This window comes from Gluconobacter sp. Dm-73 (genome assembly GCF_018256215.1).
Classification (GTDB): domain Bacteria; phylum Pseudomonadota; class Alphaproteobacteria; order Acetobacterales; family Acetobacteraceae; genus Gluconobacter; species Gluconobacter cadivus.
Window position 1 is genome coordinate 38,647 of sequence record NZ_JAERLW010000008.1, and the last position, 18,810, is coordinate 57,456.

The window sequence follows — 18,810 nt, forward strand, 5'->3', positions numbered from 1 at the left end:
CCGAGCCTAGTGTTCAGGCTGTCCTTAATGCTGCGGGAAAATGTAAAGACATGGACGACTTTTTGGATCGTCGTGCTTCATTTTATTGTGCCAGATTTCATAGAAGATGAACTTCTCATTAATTTAAAAAACACAGAAAAGTATTTATCCAAGACAATCACCGGATGATGCAGTGCCGTTTCAGGAAGTGGAAAAGCTGTGGGGCATGCATCTGGCTGGCATTAAAACGGAGCCATGGAGTGTGATTCTGATCTGGACTGAATAGAAAACCTGGGGCGAGCATGATGGCCTGTTCTGCAGCTTTCCGGGCAACTGGGACAGGATCCAGCCCTGAGCGAAAGCGGGCCCACAGGAACATGCCACCGTCGGGGTATGAGAAAATTTCGAGGCCGGCAGTTTCCAGGGACGATATGGCTGCTTTTCGAGCGTTGGTCAGCTTTTCCCGCAATTTCTCCAAATGCAGCCGGTATCGTCCGTCTGCAAGAATGGTATGGACGATGGCTTCGTTCATGGAGCTGCTTGTCAGACTGCTGGCCATCTTGAGGCGCAGGATTCGGGCTGAGATTGTCGGAGGACAGGCCAGAAATCCCACTCGCAGTCCCGGCGAAATCGTTTTTGAGAAACTGCTGATGAAGATGACCCGTTGCAACTGGTCCAGATGCGCCAGAGTGGGGGTATTCTCATCCGCAAGGCCGCCGAAAATGTCATCTTCAATAATCATGAAATCATGACGCTCGGCCAGACTGAGAACGTGATGCGTGACAGAGGGGCTGCAACTCGTACCGGTCGGGTTATGCAGCCGGGTGTTGAGGATAAAGGCTTTCGGCTGCTCCGTGCTGGCAATGCGCTCGAGTGTCGCCAGGCAGGGACCATCGTGAAGCCGCGGAATGCCGATCGTCCGGAGGCCAAGGGCTTCAAGAGCTGGGAAGAGGTTGCAGTAACCGGGGTCTTCCACCAGAACGGTATCTCCCGGCTGGGTCAGACATCTGATGCTCAACTCCAGAGCCTGACTGGCACCATGTGTGAGGATGAGCGCCGACAGGTCACATCTGATACCCTGCCGCATCAGGAGCAAGCGGATCAACTCCCGAAGACCGGTATGTCCATAAGGATTACCGTAGCCCGACATCTCCGGATCGGGACGACGCCCCAGAGCCGTCAGGGCATGGCGAATTCCCTCACGGAAAAGATAGCTGTCAGGCAACCATCCACATCCCGCCTGCACGATGGAGGCGTTGTTTTCATAAGCCCGCTGGAGCATCCATGAGGAGTCGATAGATGGAGTGATGTCCGCAAGCGCGACGAGCCCATCAGTCGGTGGATGCTCCTGGCTGAGTACGAAAAACCCGCTGGCGCGTCGGGCCTCCAGAATACCATCGGCGACAAGGCGGTTATAGGCATTGGAAACGGTAAGGGGACTGATACTGCACTGTCTGGCAAGGTGACGGATGGAGGGCAGACGAGTGCCGGGTGTCCAGTCGTGGCTGCGGACGAGGGCTTTGACCTGCTGGACGATCTGGGTAACGAGCGGGGTGGGGGAATGGGGGTCTGTCTGAATCAGGGGCTGGATCATGGGGCTGTCTGTACCGGTCGTTCTGGCAGTACAGATTAGGCTCATATTTCCCTGACTGTATATATTCAGTTCCGGTCCTATTCAGGATAGCTTTTTTCAGATGTGACGGGGCTGGCGCATCAGGGCCGTTCATGGATGCATCCATCATCAGTCTGCGAGGCGTATCGTGTCGAAACTGACCAATGAATTTGACTGTATCGAGACCCTCCGCAAGGGCACGTACTGGATGCCCTTTACGGCCAATCGTCGGGTTCGGGCCGATCCGCAGGCGCGGCTTCTGACGTCTGCGAAGGGGCCTTATTATTATATGCCGGATGGCACGGAGCTTTTTGATACGCTTTCGGGGTTGTGGTGTTCGCCGCTGGGGCATGCGCATCCCCGGATCGTGGAGGCGCTGAAGACGCAGGCCGAGACGTTGGATTATGCGCCGCCGTTCCAGCTGACGAACCCGCAGACGGTGCATCTGGCGGAGCGGATCGCAGGCTTGGCGCCGGATGGAATGGATCATGTCTTTTTCGTCAATTCCGGTTCCGAGGCGGTGGATACGGCGCTGAAGATTGCGCTGGGGTATCATCGGCTGCGTCAGGAAGGGCAGCGTTTTCGCATGATCGGGCGTGAGCGCGGCTATCATGGCGTCGGTTTTGGCGGCATGTCCGTTGGCGGGATTGTCCCGAACCGCAAGATGTTCGCTTCGGGCATGATGCCGGGGGTGGATCATCTGCGGCATACCTACAATCCCGAACACATGGCGTTTTCGCGCGGGCAGCCGGAATGGGGCGCGGATCATGCCGAGGATCTGGAGCGTCTGGTCGGGCTGCATGATGCGTCGACAATTGCCGCGGTGATCGTGGAGCCAGTGCAGGGATCGACGGGGGTGATCGTGCCGCCTGTGGGATATCTGCGAAAGCTGCGTGAGATCTGCACGAAACACGGCATCCTGCTGATTTTCGATGAGGTCATTACGGGTTTTGGCCGTATGGGCGAAAACTTCGCGGCGCAGCGTTTCGACGTGAAGCCGGACATGATCACGTTCGCCAAAGCGGTCACGAACGGCATTATCCCCATGGGGGGCGTGATTGTGACGGATGAAATCTACAACACGTTCATGACCGGCCCGGAAAATGCCATCGAGTTTGCGCATGGCTATACCTATTCCGGCCATCCGATGGCGACGGCGGTGGCCCATGCGGTTCTGGACGTCATGGAAGAAGAGTCCCTTTTCGCGCGGGTCCGTGCGCTGGAGCCGGTTCTGGAAGAGGCCGTGCACGCGTTACGCGATCTGCCTGCCGTCAAGGATATCCGCAATATAGGGCTGACGGCGGGGGTGGATCTGTTCCCTGCCGAGGGTGCGCCCGGTGCGCGGGGTTTGGCCATTTTCGAGCGCGGGCTGCGCGAAGGGCTGCTTCTGCGCTGTACGGGCGATACGATTTCCTTTGGACCGCCGTTTATTTCGACGCCAGAGCAGCTTCGCGGAATGATTGATGGTGTTCGCCGTCTGTTCCTGTCCGTTTCCTGAACACCATACCCAATGAGGACATGACATGCCACTTCTGCATTTCCATCTTGTCGAAGGCCGTTCCGACGGTGAAATCAAGACGCTTCTCGATGCGGCCCATGAGGCCATGCTGGAGGCGTTCAAGGTGCCGCGGGGAGACCGCTATCAGATCGTTTCGGAGCACAAGCCGTCGCGCATGATTGTGGAGGATACGGGACTGGATATTTCGCGGACCGGGAACGTCGTGCTGTTGCAGGTGTTCAGTCGGCCGCGCGGGGAAGAGGCCAATGCGCTGTTTTATCGGCTGCTGGTGGAGCGGCTGGAGGCAGAGTGTGGAATTGCGCCCTCGGACGTGATGATCTCCGTTGTTGAGAACGAAGATGCCCACTGGTCTTTCGGTTATGGTCGCGCCCAGTTCCTGACGGGCGAACTGGGCGGAAAGAAGCCTGACTGAGCGTCTGAGACTTTGGCGTTTCCGGATCAGGGCTTCCCTGATCCGGGTTGGAGGTCAGGGCGTCTCTTTGCGGTGGAGAGCGGCCTGCATGTCCGGGCTGAAACAGGGCCGCTCCACATACTGGCCTGCGCCGCGTGTGACGCGCAGATCGTTGTCGGCCCAGACGATTTTGCCGCCACTGATGGTGTAGCGGGCCAGACCGGTCAGGGTCATGCCTTCATAGATGTTGTAATCGACATTCTGGTGGTGGGTTTTTGCCGAGACCGTCCGGCTGGCCTGCGGGTCCCACAGGACGAGGTCGGCGTCCGCGCCTACGGAGACGCTGCCCTTGCGGGGATGAATGTTGAAGATCTTCGCCGTGTTGGTGGAGGTGATGGCCACGAATTCCTGCGGGGTGAGTTTTCCGGTCCGCACGCCGTGGTGCCACAGGACGCTCATCCGGTCTTCGATGCCGGGGGTGCCATTCGGAATTTTCGTAAAATCGTTCAGACCCTGTTCCTTCTGTCCCGCACAGAAGCAGCAGTGATCGGTGGCGGTGGTCTGAAGCTGGCCGGAAGCCAGCCCCGCCCATAAGGCTTTCTGATGGTGTTTGGGGCGGAAGGGCGGGCTCATGACGTGCTGGGCCGCGCCGAGCCAATCGGGGTCTTCGTAGACGCTGTCGTCGATCACGAGATGCTGGGCCAGAACTTCACCATAGACACGCTGACCGCGGGCGCGGGCCGCGGCAATGGCGGCGGCGGCTTCCTCTGTTGAGACATGCACGATGTAGATCGGGGCGCCGAGCAGTCCTGCGATGGCGATGACGCGCTGGGCGGCTTCTCCTTCCACGGCGGGCGGTCGGGAGAGGGGATGTGCCTGCGGGCCGGTGATGCCGCGATTGAGGAGATCGGCCTGAAGATAGGCGACGGCGTCACCGTTTTCCGCATGGATGTTGCATAAGGCGCCGAGTTCGAGTGCGCGGCTGATGGAGCGCAGCAGGACGTCATCGTCTACCATCAAGGCGTTTTTATAGGCCATGAAGTGCTTGAAGGAATTGACGCCACAGTTCCGGGTCAAGGTGCCCATGTCTTCATGGACTTTCTCGTCCCAATGCGTCACCGCGACGTGGAATGAGTAATCGGAGACGGATTTCTCCGCTTTGCGCCGCCAGTCTTTCCAGGCGCCGAGCAGGGAATGTCCGGGTTCAGGGATGACGAAATCGATGATGGTCGTCGTGCCACCGGCGACGCCTGCGGAGGTGCCTGTATAGAAATCTTCGCTTGCGATGGAGCCCATGAAAGGCATTTCCATATGGGTGTGCGGGTCGATCCCGCCGGGCATGACCAGCAGGCCGCCCGCATCCAGAATATCGCAGCCTGAGGGCGCTTCCAGATCAGGGCCTATGACGACGATCCTGCGTGTATCGTCACACAGGACATCCGCCCTGTGGGAGGTTTCGGCCGTTACGACGGTGCCACCACGGATGAGGAGCATGGGTTTATCCTTTTGCGGAACAGGGGAGGGCGGAATTTCCTGTCATCAGGACGCGCCTGGTCTTGTCAGCGGGCGGAAAGGGGAGAACGATGTCGGTATGACAGAGACTCTTTCTCCTCCTCACAGGGCCGGACCGGGCGCGCCGCGGCAGGCGGCTGAAGCGGCCATTCTCGCAGCCGCTGAGCGTGTGTTTGGCCGACATGGTTTTCGCGGGGCGAGCATGAATGAAATTGCCCGCGAAGCTGGCGTTCCCAAGCCGAATATCCATTACTATTTCGGGACGAAAGAGGAGCTTTATCGCAGCGTTCTCGAAAATATCATGACGTTCTGGCTGCAGGACGCTGATTACTGGCTGGTGCCCGAACGGCGGGCGCGGGAAGGATTTGAAGGATATATCCGGGCCAAGATGGCGTTTTCCCGCGAGCGCCCGGATGCATCGCGGATTTTTGCCTACGAGCTTTTGCATGGCGCGGGCAATATCCACCATTATCTGTCTACAACCCTGCGAGAGCATGTGGCGAGACGGGCACGGACATTTGACGTCTGGCACACGGAGCGCCAGATGCCAGCCATTGATCCGACCCATCTGATGTTTGCCATCTGGTCAATGACGCAGGCCTATGCGGACATGAGCGCGCAGATGACGGCTTTGACGGGACATGTAGTGTTGCGTGATGCCGATTTCGAGGCGGGTTTGCAGACGATCCTGCGCCTGATTCTGGGGTTCTGCAACGATATTGAGGATCTGGGGTGATTTCAGCAAGGAAATGTCTCCCTGTTTGGCGGTCGGGAAATGAATGTTGCCTGAGGAGAGTGTAATTTCCTGACCGTGTGGTCAAGTTTACGTTGCGGAATCGGTCTGAATTCAGTCATGGTGTGTCACGAAATGCACATGATGGAGAGTTTTCTTCGTGGATCAGACTCCGAATATCGCTGCAAACCGCCTGCCTCCGGACATGCTGGCACGGAATTTCTCGGACGCGCATCCGCCTTTGACGGCGGGACAGGCTACCATCGAATCCGATCGGTGCTACTTCTGTTACGACGCGCCCTGTATTGAGGCGTGTCCGACCGGGATTGATATTCCGGGGTTTATCAAAAAGATTTCAACAGGGAATATTCCAGGATCAGCACGGACCATTCTGGAGTCGAATATTTTCGGCGGAGCCTGTGCGCGGGTATGTCCGACGGAAATCCTGTGTGAGGGCAAATGTGTCCGTAATACGCAGGAAGACCGGCCAATCCAGATCGGGGCGCTTCAGCGTTATGCCACGGACTGGCAGATGCGGACGGGCAAGCAGCCGTTCAGCCGGGCGTCCCTGACAGGCAGGCGGATTGCTGTTGTGGGGGCGGGGCCTGCGGGGCTGGCCTGCGCGCATCGGCTGGCGATGCAGGGGCATGATGTTGTGGTGTTCGATGCGCGCGCCAGAGCCGGTGGTCTGAACGAATATGGTGTTGCGGCTTACAAGCTGGCGGATGAATTTGCGCAGCAGGAAGTGGCATTTGTTCTGTCCATCGGTGGGATCACGATCGAAACCGGGATGCTGCTTGGTCGGGATATGACGCTGGCGACTCTGAGGGCGGAGTATGATGCCGTGTTCCTCGGGATTGGTCATGCCGGTGTCAGGGCGTTGGGGATTGTCGGGGAGTATTTTCCGGGCGTGCACAATGCCGTGGAGTTTATTGAAGAACTGCGGACGTCTCCGACGAAATCGGATGTTGCCGTCGGGCGGCGTGTGGTTGTGATCGGGGGTGGGAACACCGCCATTGATGCCGCTGTGCAGGCAAAACGTCTGGGCGCAGAGGAGGTTACGCTGGTTTATCGTCGGGCTGCGGAAAACATGTCTGCGACGACGGTGGAGCAGGAATGGGCGCAGACGAACGACGTTACGATCCGGTACTGGTCGGCCCCTGTGCGAATTGATGGAACCCAGGACGGCGTTGCGTCCGTCACTTTCGCCCGTGGTTTCGTGAAGGATGGGCGGGCGGCTTACGATCAGGGAAACTATACGCTTGAGGCGGACATGGTTCTCAAGGCGGTGGGACAACTATTCCTGCCGGACCCTCTGGCGGGGGACGACATCGTGATCGAAGCTGGACGCATCAAGGTGGATGCCGAGGGGCGGACAAGCATGAAAGGCGTTTATGCCGGTGGAGACTGCACGGCGGGCGAGGATCTGACTGTGGCGGCTGTTCGCGATGGTCGCAATGCGGCTGAAGCCATCACGGCGGATCTGATGAAGGCAGGGAACTGAGACATGGCCGATCTAAGCATCAATTTCGCTGGTATCCGTTCTCCTAATCCGTTCTGGCTGGCCTCGGCGCCGCCGACTGACAAGGAATATAATGTCCGCCGGGCGCTGGAAGCTGGCTGGGGTGGCGTGGTGTGGAAGACGCTGGGCGAGGACCCGCCGGTTGTGAATGTCAGCAGTCGTTATGGGGCCACGCGTTATAACGGTCAGCGTATGGCTGGGCTGAATAACATTGAGCTCATCACGGATCGTCCGCTGGCGGTCAATCTGGCGGAGATCAAAGCCGTCAAGAAGGATTATCCGGACAGGGCCATTATCGTCAGCATCATGGTTCCGTGTGTGGAGGAAAGCTGGAAGCGCATTCTGCCGCTGGTCGAGGAAACGGGGGCGGATGGTATTGAGCTGAACTTCGGCTGTCCGCACGGCATGTCTGAACGGAACATGGGCTCTGCGGTCGGGCAGGTTCCGGAATATGTGGAAATGGTGACGCGGTGGTGCAAGCAGTACACGCGGATGCCGGTGATCGTGAAACTGACGCCCAATATCACGAATATTCTCAATCCGGCTCGGGCGGCCCTGCGTGGGGGAGCGGATGCGGTTTCGCTGATCAACACCATTCAGTCCGTGGTTGGGGTCGATCTGGATGCGATGGCGCCTATGCCCGTTGTGGACGGGCGGGGCACGCATGGCGGCTATTGCGGGCCTGCGGTGAAGCCGATCGCTTTGCGGATGCTGGGGGAGATTGCCCGGACGCCCGATACGTCCGTTCTGCCGATTTCAGGGATCGGGGGGATTTCGAACTGGCGGGACGCGGCCGAATTTCTGGTGATGGGGGCGACGTCCCTTCAGGTGTGTACGGCTGCGATGCACTACGGATTCCGGATCGTGGAAGACATGATCGATGGTCTGTCCAACTGGATGGACGAGAAGGGCTTTGAGACGATCGCGGATGTGACGGGACGTGCAGTTCCGAATTTCGTCAACTGGAATCAGCTCAATCTGAAGTTCAGGACGCTTGCGGCGATTGATCAGGAGGCCTGCATCAAATGTGGCCTTTGCCATATCGCGTGTGAGGATACGTCCCATCAGGCCATTTCCAAGACGCTGCTGAATGGTGAGCGTCATTATGAAGTCATTGATGAGGAGTGTGTGGGGTGTAACCTTTGTGCGCATGTCTGCCCGGTGGATGATTGCATCACGATGGTGCCGCAGCCGGTTGAGGGCGTGCAGACATGGAACGAACATCCTAACAATCCCATGCGCAAGATCCCCGCAAAAGCGGGCTGATCGCCACGGTCCGCAAAAACCCGAAAACGGAGAACGACAATGAGCACACAGGACGCATCTGGCGCGGTTGGCAATGTTACCGTGAATGGCACGAAGCTCTGGGACGATATTCTGGAGACGGCCCGGTTTGGGGGGACACCGAAGGGCGGGATCAGGCGCCTTGCCCTGACGGAGGAGGACCGTCAGGTCCGGGACTGGTTTGTCCGGGCCTGTGAGGCGTTGGGATGTACGGTGTCTCATGATTCCATGGGGAACCAGTTTGCGCGGCGTCCGGGAGTAGAGAATACGCTGCCGCCCATAACGATGGGAAGTCATCTCGACACGCAGCCGACGGGTGGGAAATTTGACGGAATCGTTGGTGTTCTGGGTGGGCTGGCAGTTCTGCGTACGTTGCATGAAACGGGGCGGGAGACCCGTCATCCGATCGAACTGATCAACTGGACGAACGAGGAGGGGTCGCGCTTTGCGCCCGCCATGCTGTCGTCCGGTGTGTTTGCAGGTGTGTTTACGGAGCAGGAGGCGCTCGATACGAAGGATCGGGAGGGCGTGCGCTTCGGGGATGCGCTTGAGGGCATTGGATATCGGGGGGCGGAAGTCTGTGGCGCGCATCCTGTGGCGGCGTATTTTGAACTGCATATCGAGCAGGGGCCGATCCTTGAGGTCGAGCAGAAAACGATCGGGATCGTGACGGGGGTGCAGGGCATGCGCTGGTATGAGGTCACGCTCAGGGGGCAGGACGCTCATGCCGGGAGCACGCCTATGCGATTGCGGGCTGATGCTCTGGTGACGGCCGCGCGCATGATTGATGCGGTGCAGACCATTGCGCTGGCGCATGGGCCGGATTCAGTTGGAACGGTCGGACTGATCGAGAACAGGCCGAACAGTCGTAACGTTATTCCGGGAGAAGTGTTTTTTACGGTTGATTTCCGTGATCCTGATGATCGTATCGTCCAGAAAATGGAAGAGGCGTTTTACGCACAGGCGTCGGACCTAGCTGAAAAGGCCGGGTTGACGGTGGAGATCGAGCGGGTGTGGGATACGCCTGCGGTTCAGTTCGACCCCGAATGTATTGGGTCTGTTGCGCGTGCGGCTGATACACTGGGCTATCCGGCGCAGCGGATTGTTTCGGGAGCGGGCCATGATGCGACTTATATGGCGCAGGTTGCCCCGACTGCGATGATCTTTGTACCGTGTGCCGGAGGACTGAGCCATAACGAAGAGGAAAGCGCTGAGCCTGACGATGTGACGGCGGGGGCAAATGTGCTTCTTCGGGCTTTGCTGGAGACGGATAGCCGTCTCTGACAGGCGCGGGGGCGGATTTTTCAGACTGGGAGAGGAGCGTTGATGACGGCGGGTTTTGCAGCAGATCTCTATAATGAGGAACTCGCCCCGGTTGCGCCGGAGAAACGGACCTGGTCGTGGCTGAACATGGCCACAGTCTGGATGGGAATGGTCCACAACATCGTGGCCTATGAAGCGGCGGCGGGTCTTATGGCTCTTGGTCTCTCGGCATGGGAATGTCTGGAGGTTGTGGCTGTTGCCTATGCGATCCTGTTTGTCACGATGTGGTTCAATGCGCGGCCCGGAACACAATACGGGATTCCGTTCTGTGTTCTGATCCGTTCCGCCTTCGGGCCGAAGGGCGCGCAGATTCCGGTTGTTTTGCGGGGATTCTGTGCGATTTTCTGGTTTTCCGTTCAGGCTTATGCCGCGACACAGGCGATGGATGCCATTCTTTCCACACTGAGTGCGACATGGGCGTCTTTCAGCACGCCTTTTCTGGGAATGCCGGAAAAGCGCTGGGCGGCGATGGCGATTATCTGGGCGCTTCATGCCTGGATTTCGAGCCATGGGGTTCATCGTATCAAGAATTTCGAACTGGTCGCGGGGCCGCTGGTCATTGTTGTGGGGCTTGTGGCGACGGTCTGGGGGCTGCGGGTGGGGCATGGTCTGGGGCCGCTGTTTTCCGTTCCATCCCGGCTGCACGGGGTGGCCTTTCTGGCGACGTTTGCGCTGGGTGTAACGGGCATGATCGGGATGTGGGCGACGTTTGCCGTGAATATTCCAGATCTCTCGCGGTTTGTCCGGTCGCAGCGCGATCAGGTTGTCGGGCAGGCCATCGGGCTGCCTCTGACGGCGCTTGTTTTCACACCGATGGCCATCATCACCACATCGGCGACGGTTTTGCTGTTCGGGCGGCCGATCTGGAATCCGACGGAGCTTCTTCTTGCGCTCAATCAGCCGCTTGTGACGGTAATTGGCGGGGCGACGCTCATTCTGGCGACATTGTCTGTCAATGTAGTCGCTAATATTCTTCCCGCGTCTTACGATCTGATCAATCTCTTTCCCCGGTATCTCGATTTCAATCGGGCCAGTCGGCTTGTTCTTGGGTTGGGCGTTTTCTTCATGCCCTGGCTCTGGTTCGATCATGCGGACAATATCTACCGGATGCTTGATATTATCGGTGGGACTTTGGGGCCCGTGACGGGCATTATGTTGGCTGATTATTATATTGTCCGGCGGCAGGCTTTGGATGTTGGTGCGCTTTACCGACATGGCGATGTTTATGACGGGCGGGCTGGCTGGCATGTGCCGGCACTTATCACGCTGGCGGTTGGGGGCGCTGTCGCATCTGCAGGGCAGGTGGTCCCGGCCCTGCATGCATTGGGAGATGTGTCCTGGTTTGCAGGGGTTTTGATCGGGTTCGGGCTGTATCTGGGTCTGAACCGTGTTGTGTGACAATTTGGTGTAAAAATTATCTGTTGCGGACTCGAATCATTGTGTCCTGCCGTCAGGCTTGCTACTAATTTGACTGTTTAGTCAGCTTCGTAATGTTTCAGTTCCGTTCATCCGCAGCAGAACGTTGCAGGATATGTCCTTTGAAGGAAAACGCGTTTCCATGTCGCTTCCTTTTATCCGAACCTGTTATGTAACGCTTCTGGCGGGTACAGCATTGGCCAGCGTGGCCGCCCATGCGGCGTCTTCAGGCCATAAGTCTCATACGCCGTCTCGTGCCGCGCCTTCCGGTAGCAGGCCGACATCGGGGACGGCCAAGGCCGCAACCTCGCCCGCACCAGCCGCGAAAAGCCCTGCACACGACATGACGGCGTCCGGGCGGGTTGAGGAAATCAGCGTTGCCGGACGCAGCACGCGGACGCGTTCTCCCGGCGGCGGTCTGATGCGGGTCGAGACAGCGGCAAAGGCCGTTCAGACGGTCACGCGCGATTTTATTGCCAAGCAGATGCCTTCTGCGAATGTTCAGCAGCTGATTGCCATGCTGCCGAGCGTGAATGTTGCACAGCAGGATCCGGCGGGACTGTATTCCGGGCAGGTCAATGTCCGGGGATTTGACCAGAGCGAAGTGGGCTGGATGCTCGATGGCGCGCCCCTGAACGATATTGGCGGCGGTCAGTTCTATGCGAACGAAGTGCTGGAATCCGAAGATCTGGAAAGTGTTTCGCTCCAGCCGGGTTCGGTTGATCTTAACAGCCCCGTGGTGAATGCGTCCGCCGGTCTGACCAGTATGGTCATGACAAATCCGACGACGCGCGCGGGAGGGCTTCTGGATGTTTCCTTCGGATCGTTCGATACGTTCCGCGAATTTCTGCGCCTGAATTCCGGCTATATCGGAAACAGCGGTATTCGGGCCATGTTCGCTTTCAGCCATACAAAAGCGAACCAGTATCGCGGAGCAGGGCAGGCGGAGAAGTTTCATTATGACTTCAAGGCCGTAAAAGATTTCAATAACGGAAGCCATACCGGCCTGACGGTCTCGTATAACGATCAGGTCAATGATTCCTATCTGAACCCGAGCCTGCCCAGTTATCTGAAGTCCGGTTATAGCAACGATTACGCGGCGTATTATACTGGCGCGAGTTCAGGTGCCAATTATTACCGCTTGCATGTCAATCCTTTCCGCAACGTGGTTGCGGTACTTCCGACCCATATTGTGGTTTCCCCGAAAATCACAATCGAGGATTCTGTCTATTTCTGGCATGGGATCGGAAACGGCACCGGCGCAGGGTTGGTGAATGCCTCGACGGGCCTTGGTAATCAGTCTGTGGCACTGGATCTGAATGGTGCCAGTAGCGCTCTGGCCCTGACGCCGTCCAATCAGGAACAGTTCCGGACGGGTAATACGCTCTCCCTGCACTACAAGCCCGACCATCATCATGATCTTTCTATTGGGTGGTGGTACGAATATTCCAACGAACTTCAGTTCTCGCCTTATGGCCGCGTGAATCAGTCCACTGGAGAGCCATCCAATATCTGGGGGACGAGCAGTATTCTTCAGACGACGACAGGACAGGATTACAAGGTTCGCAACTTCCTGACCCTGACGCAGGTGAACATGCTGTTCATCGGCGATGAGATGAAATATTTCAATGATCGCCTGAAGATTGATCTGGGTTTCAAAGAGGCTATGGTCACGCGTCGGACTTATAACTATACCCCCGGCACGCAGTATAACCGGAACCTGCATAGCGCTGAGCCGCTGCCGCAGATCGGGCTGTCCTGGAACTTTGATCGCAAGAACCAGATTTATGTATCTGGCAGCACCAATTTCAAAATGCCGTCCAATACGTCTCTTGTCGATTATTATGGAACCGCAAAAAAGAGAACGCAGATTGGCGGCCCCAGTAATCCTGAATATACGATCGAGGAGGAACTGGGGTATCGCTATAATGGCGATGTCATTGTCGGGTCGGTGTCCTTCTTTAACTATAATCTGTCGAACCGCCAGCAGTCCCTCAACTATTACATGAGCGGGGCGTCTTACAGTCAGACCGTCAATGCCGGTGGCCAGACGACACGCGGTGTCGATGTCCAGCTCAGCACGCGTCCGATCTGGCATCACTTGCGTCCCTACGTCACATTTGAATATCTGCATTCAACCATCGACAACAATATCGCGGCGACCACGATCGGCGGGACCCCGGACTATCTGCCGACCAAGGGTAAGACGGCCATTCGCTCGCCGCATGAGATGGCAGGGATTGGCATTGATTATGACGATGGCAGCTTCTGGTTTTCCGGGCAGGTCAAGTATGTGGGCAAGCAGTACGCCACGTTCACGAATGATAACGCCATTCCGCAATACATCACGAACAATGTCGGTATGGGATACCGTTTCCATAACGCGGGTTTCCTGAAATCGCCGCAGATTCAGCTCAATATGCAGAACCTGACGGGGGCCAAGTTCCGCAGTGGCGTTTATGGTTTTACAACGAATGCCAATGCGACGAAGGGTGTTTTCGGCGGCACAATAGCTGGTTCTGCTCCGAGTTATTATCTTCAGGTGCCTTTCAGTGCGATGGTGACGCTCTCGACGGGTTTCTAAAACGCGATCCAGTTCTAAGACTTTCATGAGTTCAGAACCTTGGGGAGCAGCGCGATCTGTTTCTCAAGGTTTTGAGTTTCTCTCGCATGTTTGGTCAGCTGCTTGAGTTTTTATGGTCGGTCTTGATGATCGTATTCCGGCCGAATTTGACCGCGCAAAAAAAACTTCACGAACAGACGCGCTCCTGCCATCGCTCTGCGCCTCGCTGGCCTCAATGTCTGATATGCCGTTGAGACGCTGACAAAAGCGCTGAACGGACAAAGGACTTTATCGTCTTGGTTATAGTCTCATTATAGCATCAAGAACCCAGTAGATTTGGGTGTGAAGAGTGTAAAATCTGTATTTTCATCAGGTCGCAGTAAAGGGGAATAAAATTTTTCGCCTTTACGTTTGAGACATTTTCCGCAAAATAACGATAATTTTTATTACTCAGATATCTTTTGCCTGGAAAGATATTTTTAACGAGGTGCGATTAATGCTTTCCCTGCAGGGTCTTCCACATGTTGTCATTCAGAAAAGCCGGGGGCTGAGCTGCCTCCTTTTGGCGACGGTTTCGACCCTGAGTTTTACTCCTGTTGGGGCTTTTGCAGCCACTCAGACAATCAGAGGAAGCTTTCAGGGGGCCGCGGCCAGTCAGTCTTATGCTTCTCCGGTTATTGCTAGCGGAGCTTTGACGATCGGCAATGGAGCGCAGATTTCGGCCCAGAGCATTACCGCAGGCGCGCCTCCGGCCGGGGCTGCTTTGGTAATGGTTTCCGGCTCGGGCTCCTCTTTAAGTGCGGACCAGTCGCTTGTCATCGGTGCGGCACCTGATGCCTATATCGGATCGACCCTCAATATTTCCTCAGATGCTCAGGTTTCTGCTGCTTCTGTCAGTGCTGGTCTGGGAGATGGCACCTTGGGGACCATCAACCTGACGTCCTATGGCGCGTCAGATAGAAGCCGTCTCGTTACGAATGATCTGACGCTCGGTTCAGGGGGTGGTAATGCGGCACTGAATGCAACGGGGCAGTCCGGTGGGATCGCTCTTGTACATGTTGATGGCAAGCTTACCATCGGCCAGCCGGATGCTGCTAACGGCCTCGGAGCGAACACCGTCTGGTTGGGGGGCGGGAGTGTTCTGGAAGTCGGGGGTACAAACGGAATTCAGGCGACGGGCACGTCGAAGGACTACACGTTCACGCTGTCTGGCGGTACGTTGCGGGATGTCAATGCTGATCTGAGCAGTTCGGTCAACATCAGCCTCGGCAGTAATAGCGCGTCAACGATTGATACGGGGCGTTTCAACACCCGTCTGACCGGCGCCATCACAGGGGCGGGCAATCTCGTCAAGACGGGTAGCGGAACCCTGACGCTGACGGGAGACAATCAGTACGCACATGGCGCAGGGCCGGTCGTCAACACGATCATTGAGCAGGGAACCCTTGCGGCTTCTCCGCTGAGCCTGCGGGGTGTTGGGGTGATCCAGAATGATGCGACGCTGCGTATCAGTCAGGACAATTATACGGGCCAGAAGACGGCCTGGCCCGAGATGGTCAGCAATATCATCACGGGTACAGGTGATCTGATCAAAGATGGCGATAAAACAGTCGCCATGACAGCGACGAATACTTACACCGGCGCGACAATTGTCAACGAAGGAACACTTGAGCTTGGCTATTATGGTGGCACCAGCGGATCGATCAATAACAGCTCTCAGATCCAGCTGGTTAATGCGTCCTCAAATCTGACCGTATATCGGGATGATGATGTGACCGTCTCTCAGAATATTAGCGGATCCGGATCGGTTACGAAGATGGGCGGGAATACTCTCACCCTGTCCGGTGTGAACACCTATGCCGGTGGCACCGGTATTCAGGGCGGAACGCTGGTCGGGAGCGTGTCCAGCTTCGGGACGGGGGCGATCAGCACGGCGCAGGGCACGACGTTGGTCGTGGATCAGGCGACTGACGGCACGTTGGGCAATGCGATGTCTGGTGCGGGCGCAGTCGTCAAACAGGGGGCGGGGGCGCTGGTTTACACCGGTGACGGTTCAGCACTGACGGGTTCGACGAATGTTGAACAGGGAAGCCTGTCGGTGATGGGCAATCTTGAGAATTCTGCCGTTACGGTTGCCAGCGGAACGTCCGTGACAGGAACGGGTGTAATCGGGAGCGCGGATATTTTCGGGCTATTCCGGCCAGGGCAGACGGCTTCCAGTTCGTTCGGGACGTTGCACGTCAATGGAAACGTTACCATGGAGGGCGGCTCGACCTTCGCGGCGAATGTGGGGGCTGACCAGAATTCCAGTCAGGTCAGTCTTTCCGGCGTGCTGACGATCAAACCGGATGCGACACTGGTGGTTACGGCACTGCCGGGGGCGGACCTCAGAACCGGCCAGTCCTATACGCTTGTTCAGGCGTCCGGGGGCGTGAGTGGAACATTTGCCCATTATGACCAGAGCGGTCTCGTCCAGACCCATTCTCTGATCCAGCTTGTCGAGCCGACCTATTCTGCTTCGAATGCAGTGCAGATTGCCTTGCAGCGGAATACGGCCCTGAGTTTCGGTTACGGTGCATCGACCCGTAATCAGACGATGGCCGGATACGGGCTAGACGGAATCGCCAATGTTGCCCAGGCAAGTGTTCTGACCAATCTGGTTGCGGGGCTTGAGAACCAGCAGCGTTATCGCGCGCTTGATGCCCTGTCGGGTGAAATTCATGCCAGCACGCGGACCGCGATGGTCAATGACAGTTTTTATATTCGCAATGCTGCACTGAACCGGCTGGATTGTGCGGATGATGATCTGCAGCAGCAGATTTCCGGCACGAAGGGCGCACATACCAACATCTGTGACACCGCACCTGCACGGGGTTTAAGCACCTGGGGCACCGTTTATGGGGCCATGGGACATAATGCATCATCCGCGGGAACTGTCGGATTGAATGACAATTCCGTTGGCTGGATCATGGGGGCCGATACCAGGGTCGGGGAATGGCGTGTGGGTGGATTGCTGGCTTACGGTCGAAGCATGTTCTCCAATGGGGGCGATCGCAGTTCGGGCGGCCATTCCAATAATGTCACACTGGGCGCCTATGGGGGGACCGCATGGCGTGTGGGTGGCCTGACGCAGGATGCGCTGATCACGCTGAAGCTGGGAGCCGACTATACCTGGAATGTGCTGAATACCCGTCGTGATATCCGCATTCCGGGGTATGATGCGCATGTCAGCAGCAATTCTCTGGGTGGGACCGGACAGCTTTATGGAGAGACGGGATATCGTTTTGCCGTTCAGGCGGCGGGCACGCCGGTAGAGTTCGAGCCTTTCGTACGGATGGCTTATGTCAATTACCAGTCTGAAGATGTGCGAGAGCATGGTGGTGTGGCGGCGCTGCGGGTCAAAGGGATGGATCAGAGCATTGGCTATTCGGCCTTTGGTATGAAAGTAGCAACGCGTCTGAATGTCGCAGGTGTAACGGTGGCGCCGCATCTGAGCGCGGCCTATCGTCGGGCTTTTGGCATGACGGATATGACGGCGAAGGAAAGCTTTCGTCTTGCTCCGCAGGCTCAGGGCTATGGAATGGACGTGACCGGGGTGCCGCTTTCGATTGACACTGCCGTGGTTCAAACGGGTCTGACCGCGAAACTGGCGGATCGTCTTGATGTCTCGGTGGATTATGTCGGGCAGTATGGCGGGCGTATGACCACGAGCGGTGGGAGCGGAAAGATCACTTACAGCTGGTAAGGGCGGGTGGAGGATCTCGCTCTTCTTTCGTAATTCACACGGGGTGCGGAGTTTCTATGCAATCGCAGGTGTTTGAAATTGGAGATATCGTCTCCTGGAACTCAGAAGCGGGATATGTCAGTGGACGGATCAGAGCCGTCCATTCGGCGCATTTTTTGGTCAATGGCTATGAGCATCATGCAACGTCAGACCAACCTCAATATGAAATAGAGAGTCTTAAAACCGGCCATATCGCTTTTCACAAGGGTACAGCGCTCAGCCTTGTCGTAAAGCGCGCCGGTGTAGTGCCGCGGTCCTGAACGGACCATTGAAGGTTTGAAGCAGAGTCCGATTTTATCGGCTGTTTTGCCGACCATCTTCCAGAAGGCATGACGGGTGGGATCGCAGGCTATGAGATTTCATCATTATCTCCGCTTCGGTAAAAGTCATTCCGGGGAAAGTATTATTTTTCCGGAAGCGGTGGTGCGCCACTCTTTTTGAATTCTTCGAGCAAAAGCTCTGAAGCAAGATGGAACGCCCGTTTGGCATGCAGATATGGCATCCACTGGCCCATCATATTCCAGGGCATTCCGTTATTATAGGTCGCGATTGCCATCAAGGTTTCTCCGGTTGCGCCATCGACAGCTATCAGTTCTTCACTGGCTCCGCCGGGAAACGGGGGTGGAATAGGGGGCAGGCCACCACCAGCCGCACCGGCTGCAAGCCCGGCGACAACGGGAATGGCATTGTAATACCATTTGCTGCGACGGATATTCGTGATGGCGGCGCGGATATGAACGGCGTCCGCGCAGGTTCCACACTCGGATGCATCAACGACTGTATAGATCTTGCCGATATTCTTTTTGATTTCGGCTGTGAAGGCATTTGTCATGCGGGCCGCGACTTCCGGTTTGAGATGGGGGGCGTTGGCCACCGGATGCCAGGTTACGGGATCAATGACAGCGGTTTGGTATTTTGAGGCATCCAGACCGGGTTTAACGTAGATATGGTCGTCCACATGGCCCTTTTGCGAGGTCATGGCGCCATAGGTTTTTTCTGGCAGGAAGCCGGAATGCGTTACGTTCTGCCCGGCGCAACCGGTGAGCGCGAGTAACGCCATGATAGGAGCGCTGTAAGCGGTGATTCGCATGAGGGGCTTGGGTATGAGCGGTATTGTGCTTGCAAAGTGTCCGAACCGGGAACGTGAAAACGTTTCTGCAACGCTCAGAATC

13 protein-coding genes are annotated in these 18,810 nt (G+C 56.9%); 10 read left to right on the top strand and 3 right to left on the bottom strand.

Annotated features, from left to right (window positions below; genetic code table 11):
• Positions 1–157: 157 nt before the first annotated feature.
• The gene (locus tag JK176_RS09850; RefSeq protein WP_211587663.1) at positions 158–1,573 is read right to left on the bottom strand and encodes a PLP-dependent aminotransferase family protein; all 1,416 of its coding nucleotides are present in this window, start codon (positions 1,571–1,573) and stop codon (positions 158–160) included.
• A gap of 226 nt (positions 1,574–1,799) precedes the next feature.
• On the opposite strand from JK176_RS09850, the gene JK176_RS09855 reads away from it, so the two are divergent.
• Together JK176_RS09855 and JK176_RS09860 are read left to right on the top strand one after the other, a co-directional pair.
• Positions 1,800–3,089, top strand: a complete 1,290-nt coding sequence (locus JK176_RS09855; RefSeq protein WP_249194429.1) for an aspartate aminotransferase family protein — start codon at positions 1,800–1,802, stop codon at positions 3,087–3,089.
• A gap of 25 nt (positions 3,090–3,114) precedes the next feature.
• Positions 3,115–3,522: a tautomerase family protein gene (locus tag JK176_RS09860; RefSeq protein ID WP_211587665.1), complete on the top strand. Its 408-nt coding sequence runs from the start codon at positions 3,115–3,117 to the stop codon at positions 3,520–3,522.
• 54 nt (positions 3,523–3,576) lie between these two features.
• On the opposite strand, the gene hydA is transcribed toward JK176_RS09860, so the two are convergent.
• Positions 3,577–4,995 (bottom strand): dihydropyrimidinase, encoded by a 1,419-nt coding sequence (hydA, locus tag JK176_RS09865; protein WP_211587666.1) that lies wholly within the window; start codon positions 4,993–4,995, stop codon positions 3,577–3,579.
• A gap of 97 nt (positions 4,996–5,092) precedes the next feature.
• On the opposite strand from hydA, the gene JK176_RS09870 reads away from it, so the two are divergent.
• The 8 genes from JK176_RS09870 to JK176_RS09905 all read left to right on the top strand — a co-directional run bounded on the left by JK176_RS09870 (position 5,093) and on the right by JK176_RS09905 (position 17,898).
• Entirely contained in the window at positions 5,093–5,749 is a 657-nt protein-coding gene (locus JK176_RS09870) for a TetR/AcrR family transcriptional regulator (RefSeq protein WP_211587667.1), read from the top strand.
• 202 nt (positions 5,750–5,951) lie between these two features.
• The gene (locus JK176_RS09875) at positions 5,952–7,250 is read left to right on the top strand and encodes an NAD(P)-dependent oxidoreductase (RefSeq protein WP_211587747.1); all 1,299 of its coding nucleotides are present in this window, start codon (positions 5,952–5,954) and stop codon (positions 7,248–7,250) included.
• Positions 7,251–7,253: 3 nt separating this feature from the next.
• Entirely contained in the window at positions 7,254–8,534 is a 1,281-nt protein-coding gene (gene preA, locus JK176_RS09880; protein ID WP_211587668.1) for an NAD-dependent dihydropyrimidine dehydrogenase subunit PreA, read from the top strand.
• A 39-nt stretch (positions 8,535–8,573) separates the two neighbouring features.
• The gene (locus tag JK176_RS09885; RefSeq protein ID WP_211587669.1) at positions 8,574–9,836 is read left to right on the top strand and encodes a Zn-dependent hydrolase; all 1,263 of its coding nucleotides are present in this window, start codon (positions 8,574–8,576) and stop codon (positions 9,834–9,836) included.
• Positions 9,837–9,878: 42 nt separating this feature from the next.
• Positions 9,879–11,273, top strand: a complete 1,395-nt coding sequence (locus tag JK176_RS09890) for an NCS1 family nucleobase:cation symporter-1 (protein WP_211587670.1) — start codon at positions 9,879–9,881, stop codon at positions 11,271–11,273.
• Between the two features lie 160 nt (positions 11,274–11,433).
• Positions 11,434–13,875, top strand: a complete 2,442-nt coding sequence (locus tag JK176_RS09895; protein ID WP_211587671.1) for a TonB-dependent receptor — start codon at positions 11,434–11,436, stop codon at positions 13,873–13,875.
• A gap of 475 nt (positions 13,876–14,350) precedes the next feature.
• Positions 14,351–17,599, top strand: a complete 3,249-nt coding sequence (locus JK176_RS09900; protein ID WP_211587672.1) for an autotransporter domain-containing protein — start codon at positions 14,351–14,353, stop codon at positions 17,597–17,599.
• Between the two features lie 56 nt (positions 17,600–17,655).
• Entirely contained in the window at positions 17,656–17,898 is a 243-nt protein-coding gene (locus tag JK176_RS09905) for a DUF2945 domain-containing protein (protein WP_211576024.1), read from the top strand.
• A 143-nt stretch (positions 17,899–18,041) separates the two neighbouring features.
• Here the strand turns inward: JK176_RS09905 and JK176_RS09910 are convergent, their stop codons facing one another.
• On the bottom strand, positions 18,042–18,698 hold the full coding sequence (locus JK176_RS09910; RefSeq protein WP_211587673.1) for a DUF3313 family protein: 657 nt from the start codon (positions 18,696–18,698) through the stop codon (positions 18,042–18,044).
• Positions 18,699–18,810 lie beyond the last annotated feature (112 nt).

Coding starts and splice junctions, on each gene's coding strand:
- JK176_RS09850 (WP_211587663.1), bottom strand. CDS start 1,573: ATGATCCAGCCCCTGATTCAGACAGACCCCCATTCCCCCACCCCGCTC.
- JK176_RS09855 (WP_249194429.1), top strand. CDS start 1,800: ATGCCCTTTACGGCCAATCGTCGGGTTCGGGCCGATCCGCAGGCGCGG.
- JK176_RS09860 (WP_211587665.1), top strand. CDS start 3,115: ATGCCACTTCTGCATTTCCATCTTGTCGAAGGCCGTTCCGACGGTGAA.
- hydA (WP_211587666.1), bottom strand. CDS start 4,995: ATGCTCCTCATCCGTGGTGGCACCGTCGTAACGGCCGAAACCTCCCAC.
- JK176_RS09870 (WP_211587667.1), top strand. CDS start 5,093: ATGACAGAGACTCTTTCTCCTCCTCACAGGGCCGGACCGGGCGCGCCG.
- JK176_RS09875 (WP_211587747.1), top strand. CDS start 5,952: ATGCTGGCACGGAATTTCTCGGACGCGCATCCGCCTTTGACGGCGGGA.
- preA (WP_211587668.1), top strand. CDS start 7,254: ATGGCCGATCTAAGCATCAATTTCGCTGGTATCCGTTCTCCTAATCCG.
- JK176_RS09885 (WP_211587669.1), top strand. CDS start 8,574: ATGAGCACACAGGACGCATCTGGCGCGGTTGGCAATGTTACCGTGAAT.
- JK176_RS09890 (WP_211587670.1), top strand. CDS start 9,879: ATGACGGCGGGTTTTGCAGCAGATCTCTATAATGAGGAACTCGCCCCG.
- JK176_RS09895 (WP_211587671.1), top strand. CDS start 11,434: ATGTCGCTTCCTTTTATCCGAACCTGTTATGTAACGCTTCTGGCGGGT.
- JK176_RS09900 (WP_211587672.1), top strand. CDS start 14,351: ATGCTTTCCCTGCAGGGTCTTCCACATGTTGTCATTCAGAAAAGCCGG.
- JK176_RS09905 (WP_211576024.1), top strand. CDS start 17,656: ATGCAATCGCAGGTGTTTGAAATTGGAGATATCGTCTCCTGGAACTCA.
- JK176_RS09910 (WP_211587673.1), bottom strand. CDS start 18,698: ATGGCGTTACTCGCGCTCACCGGTTGCGCCGGGCAGAACGTAACGCAT.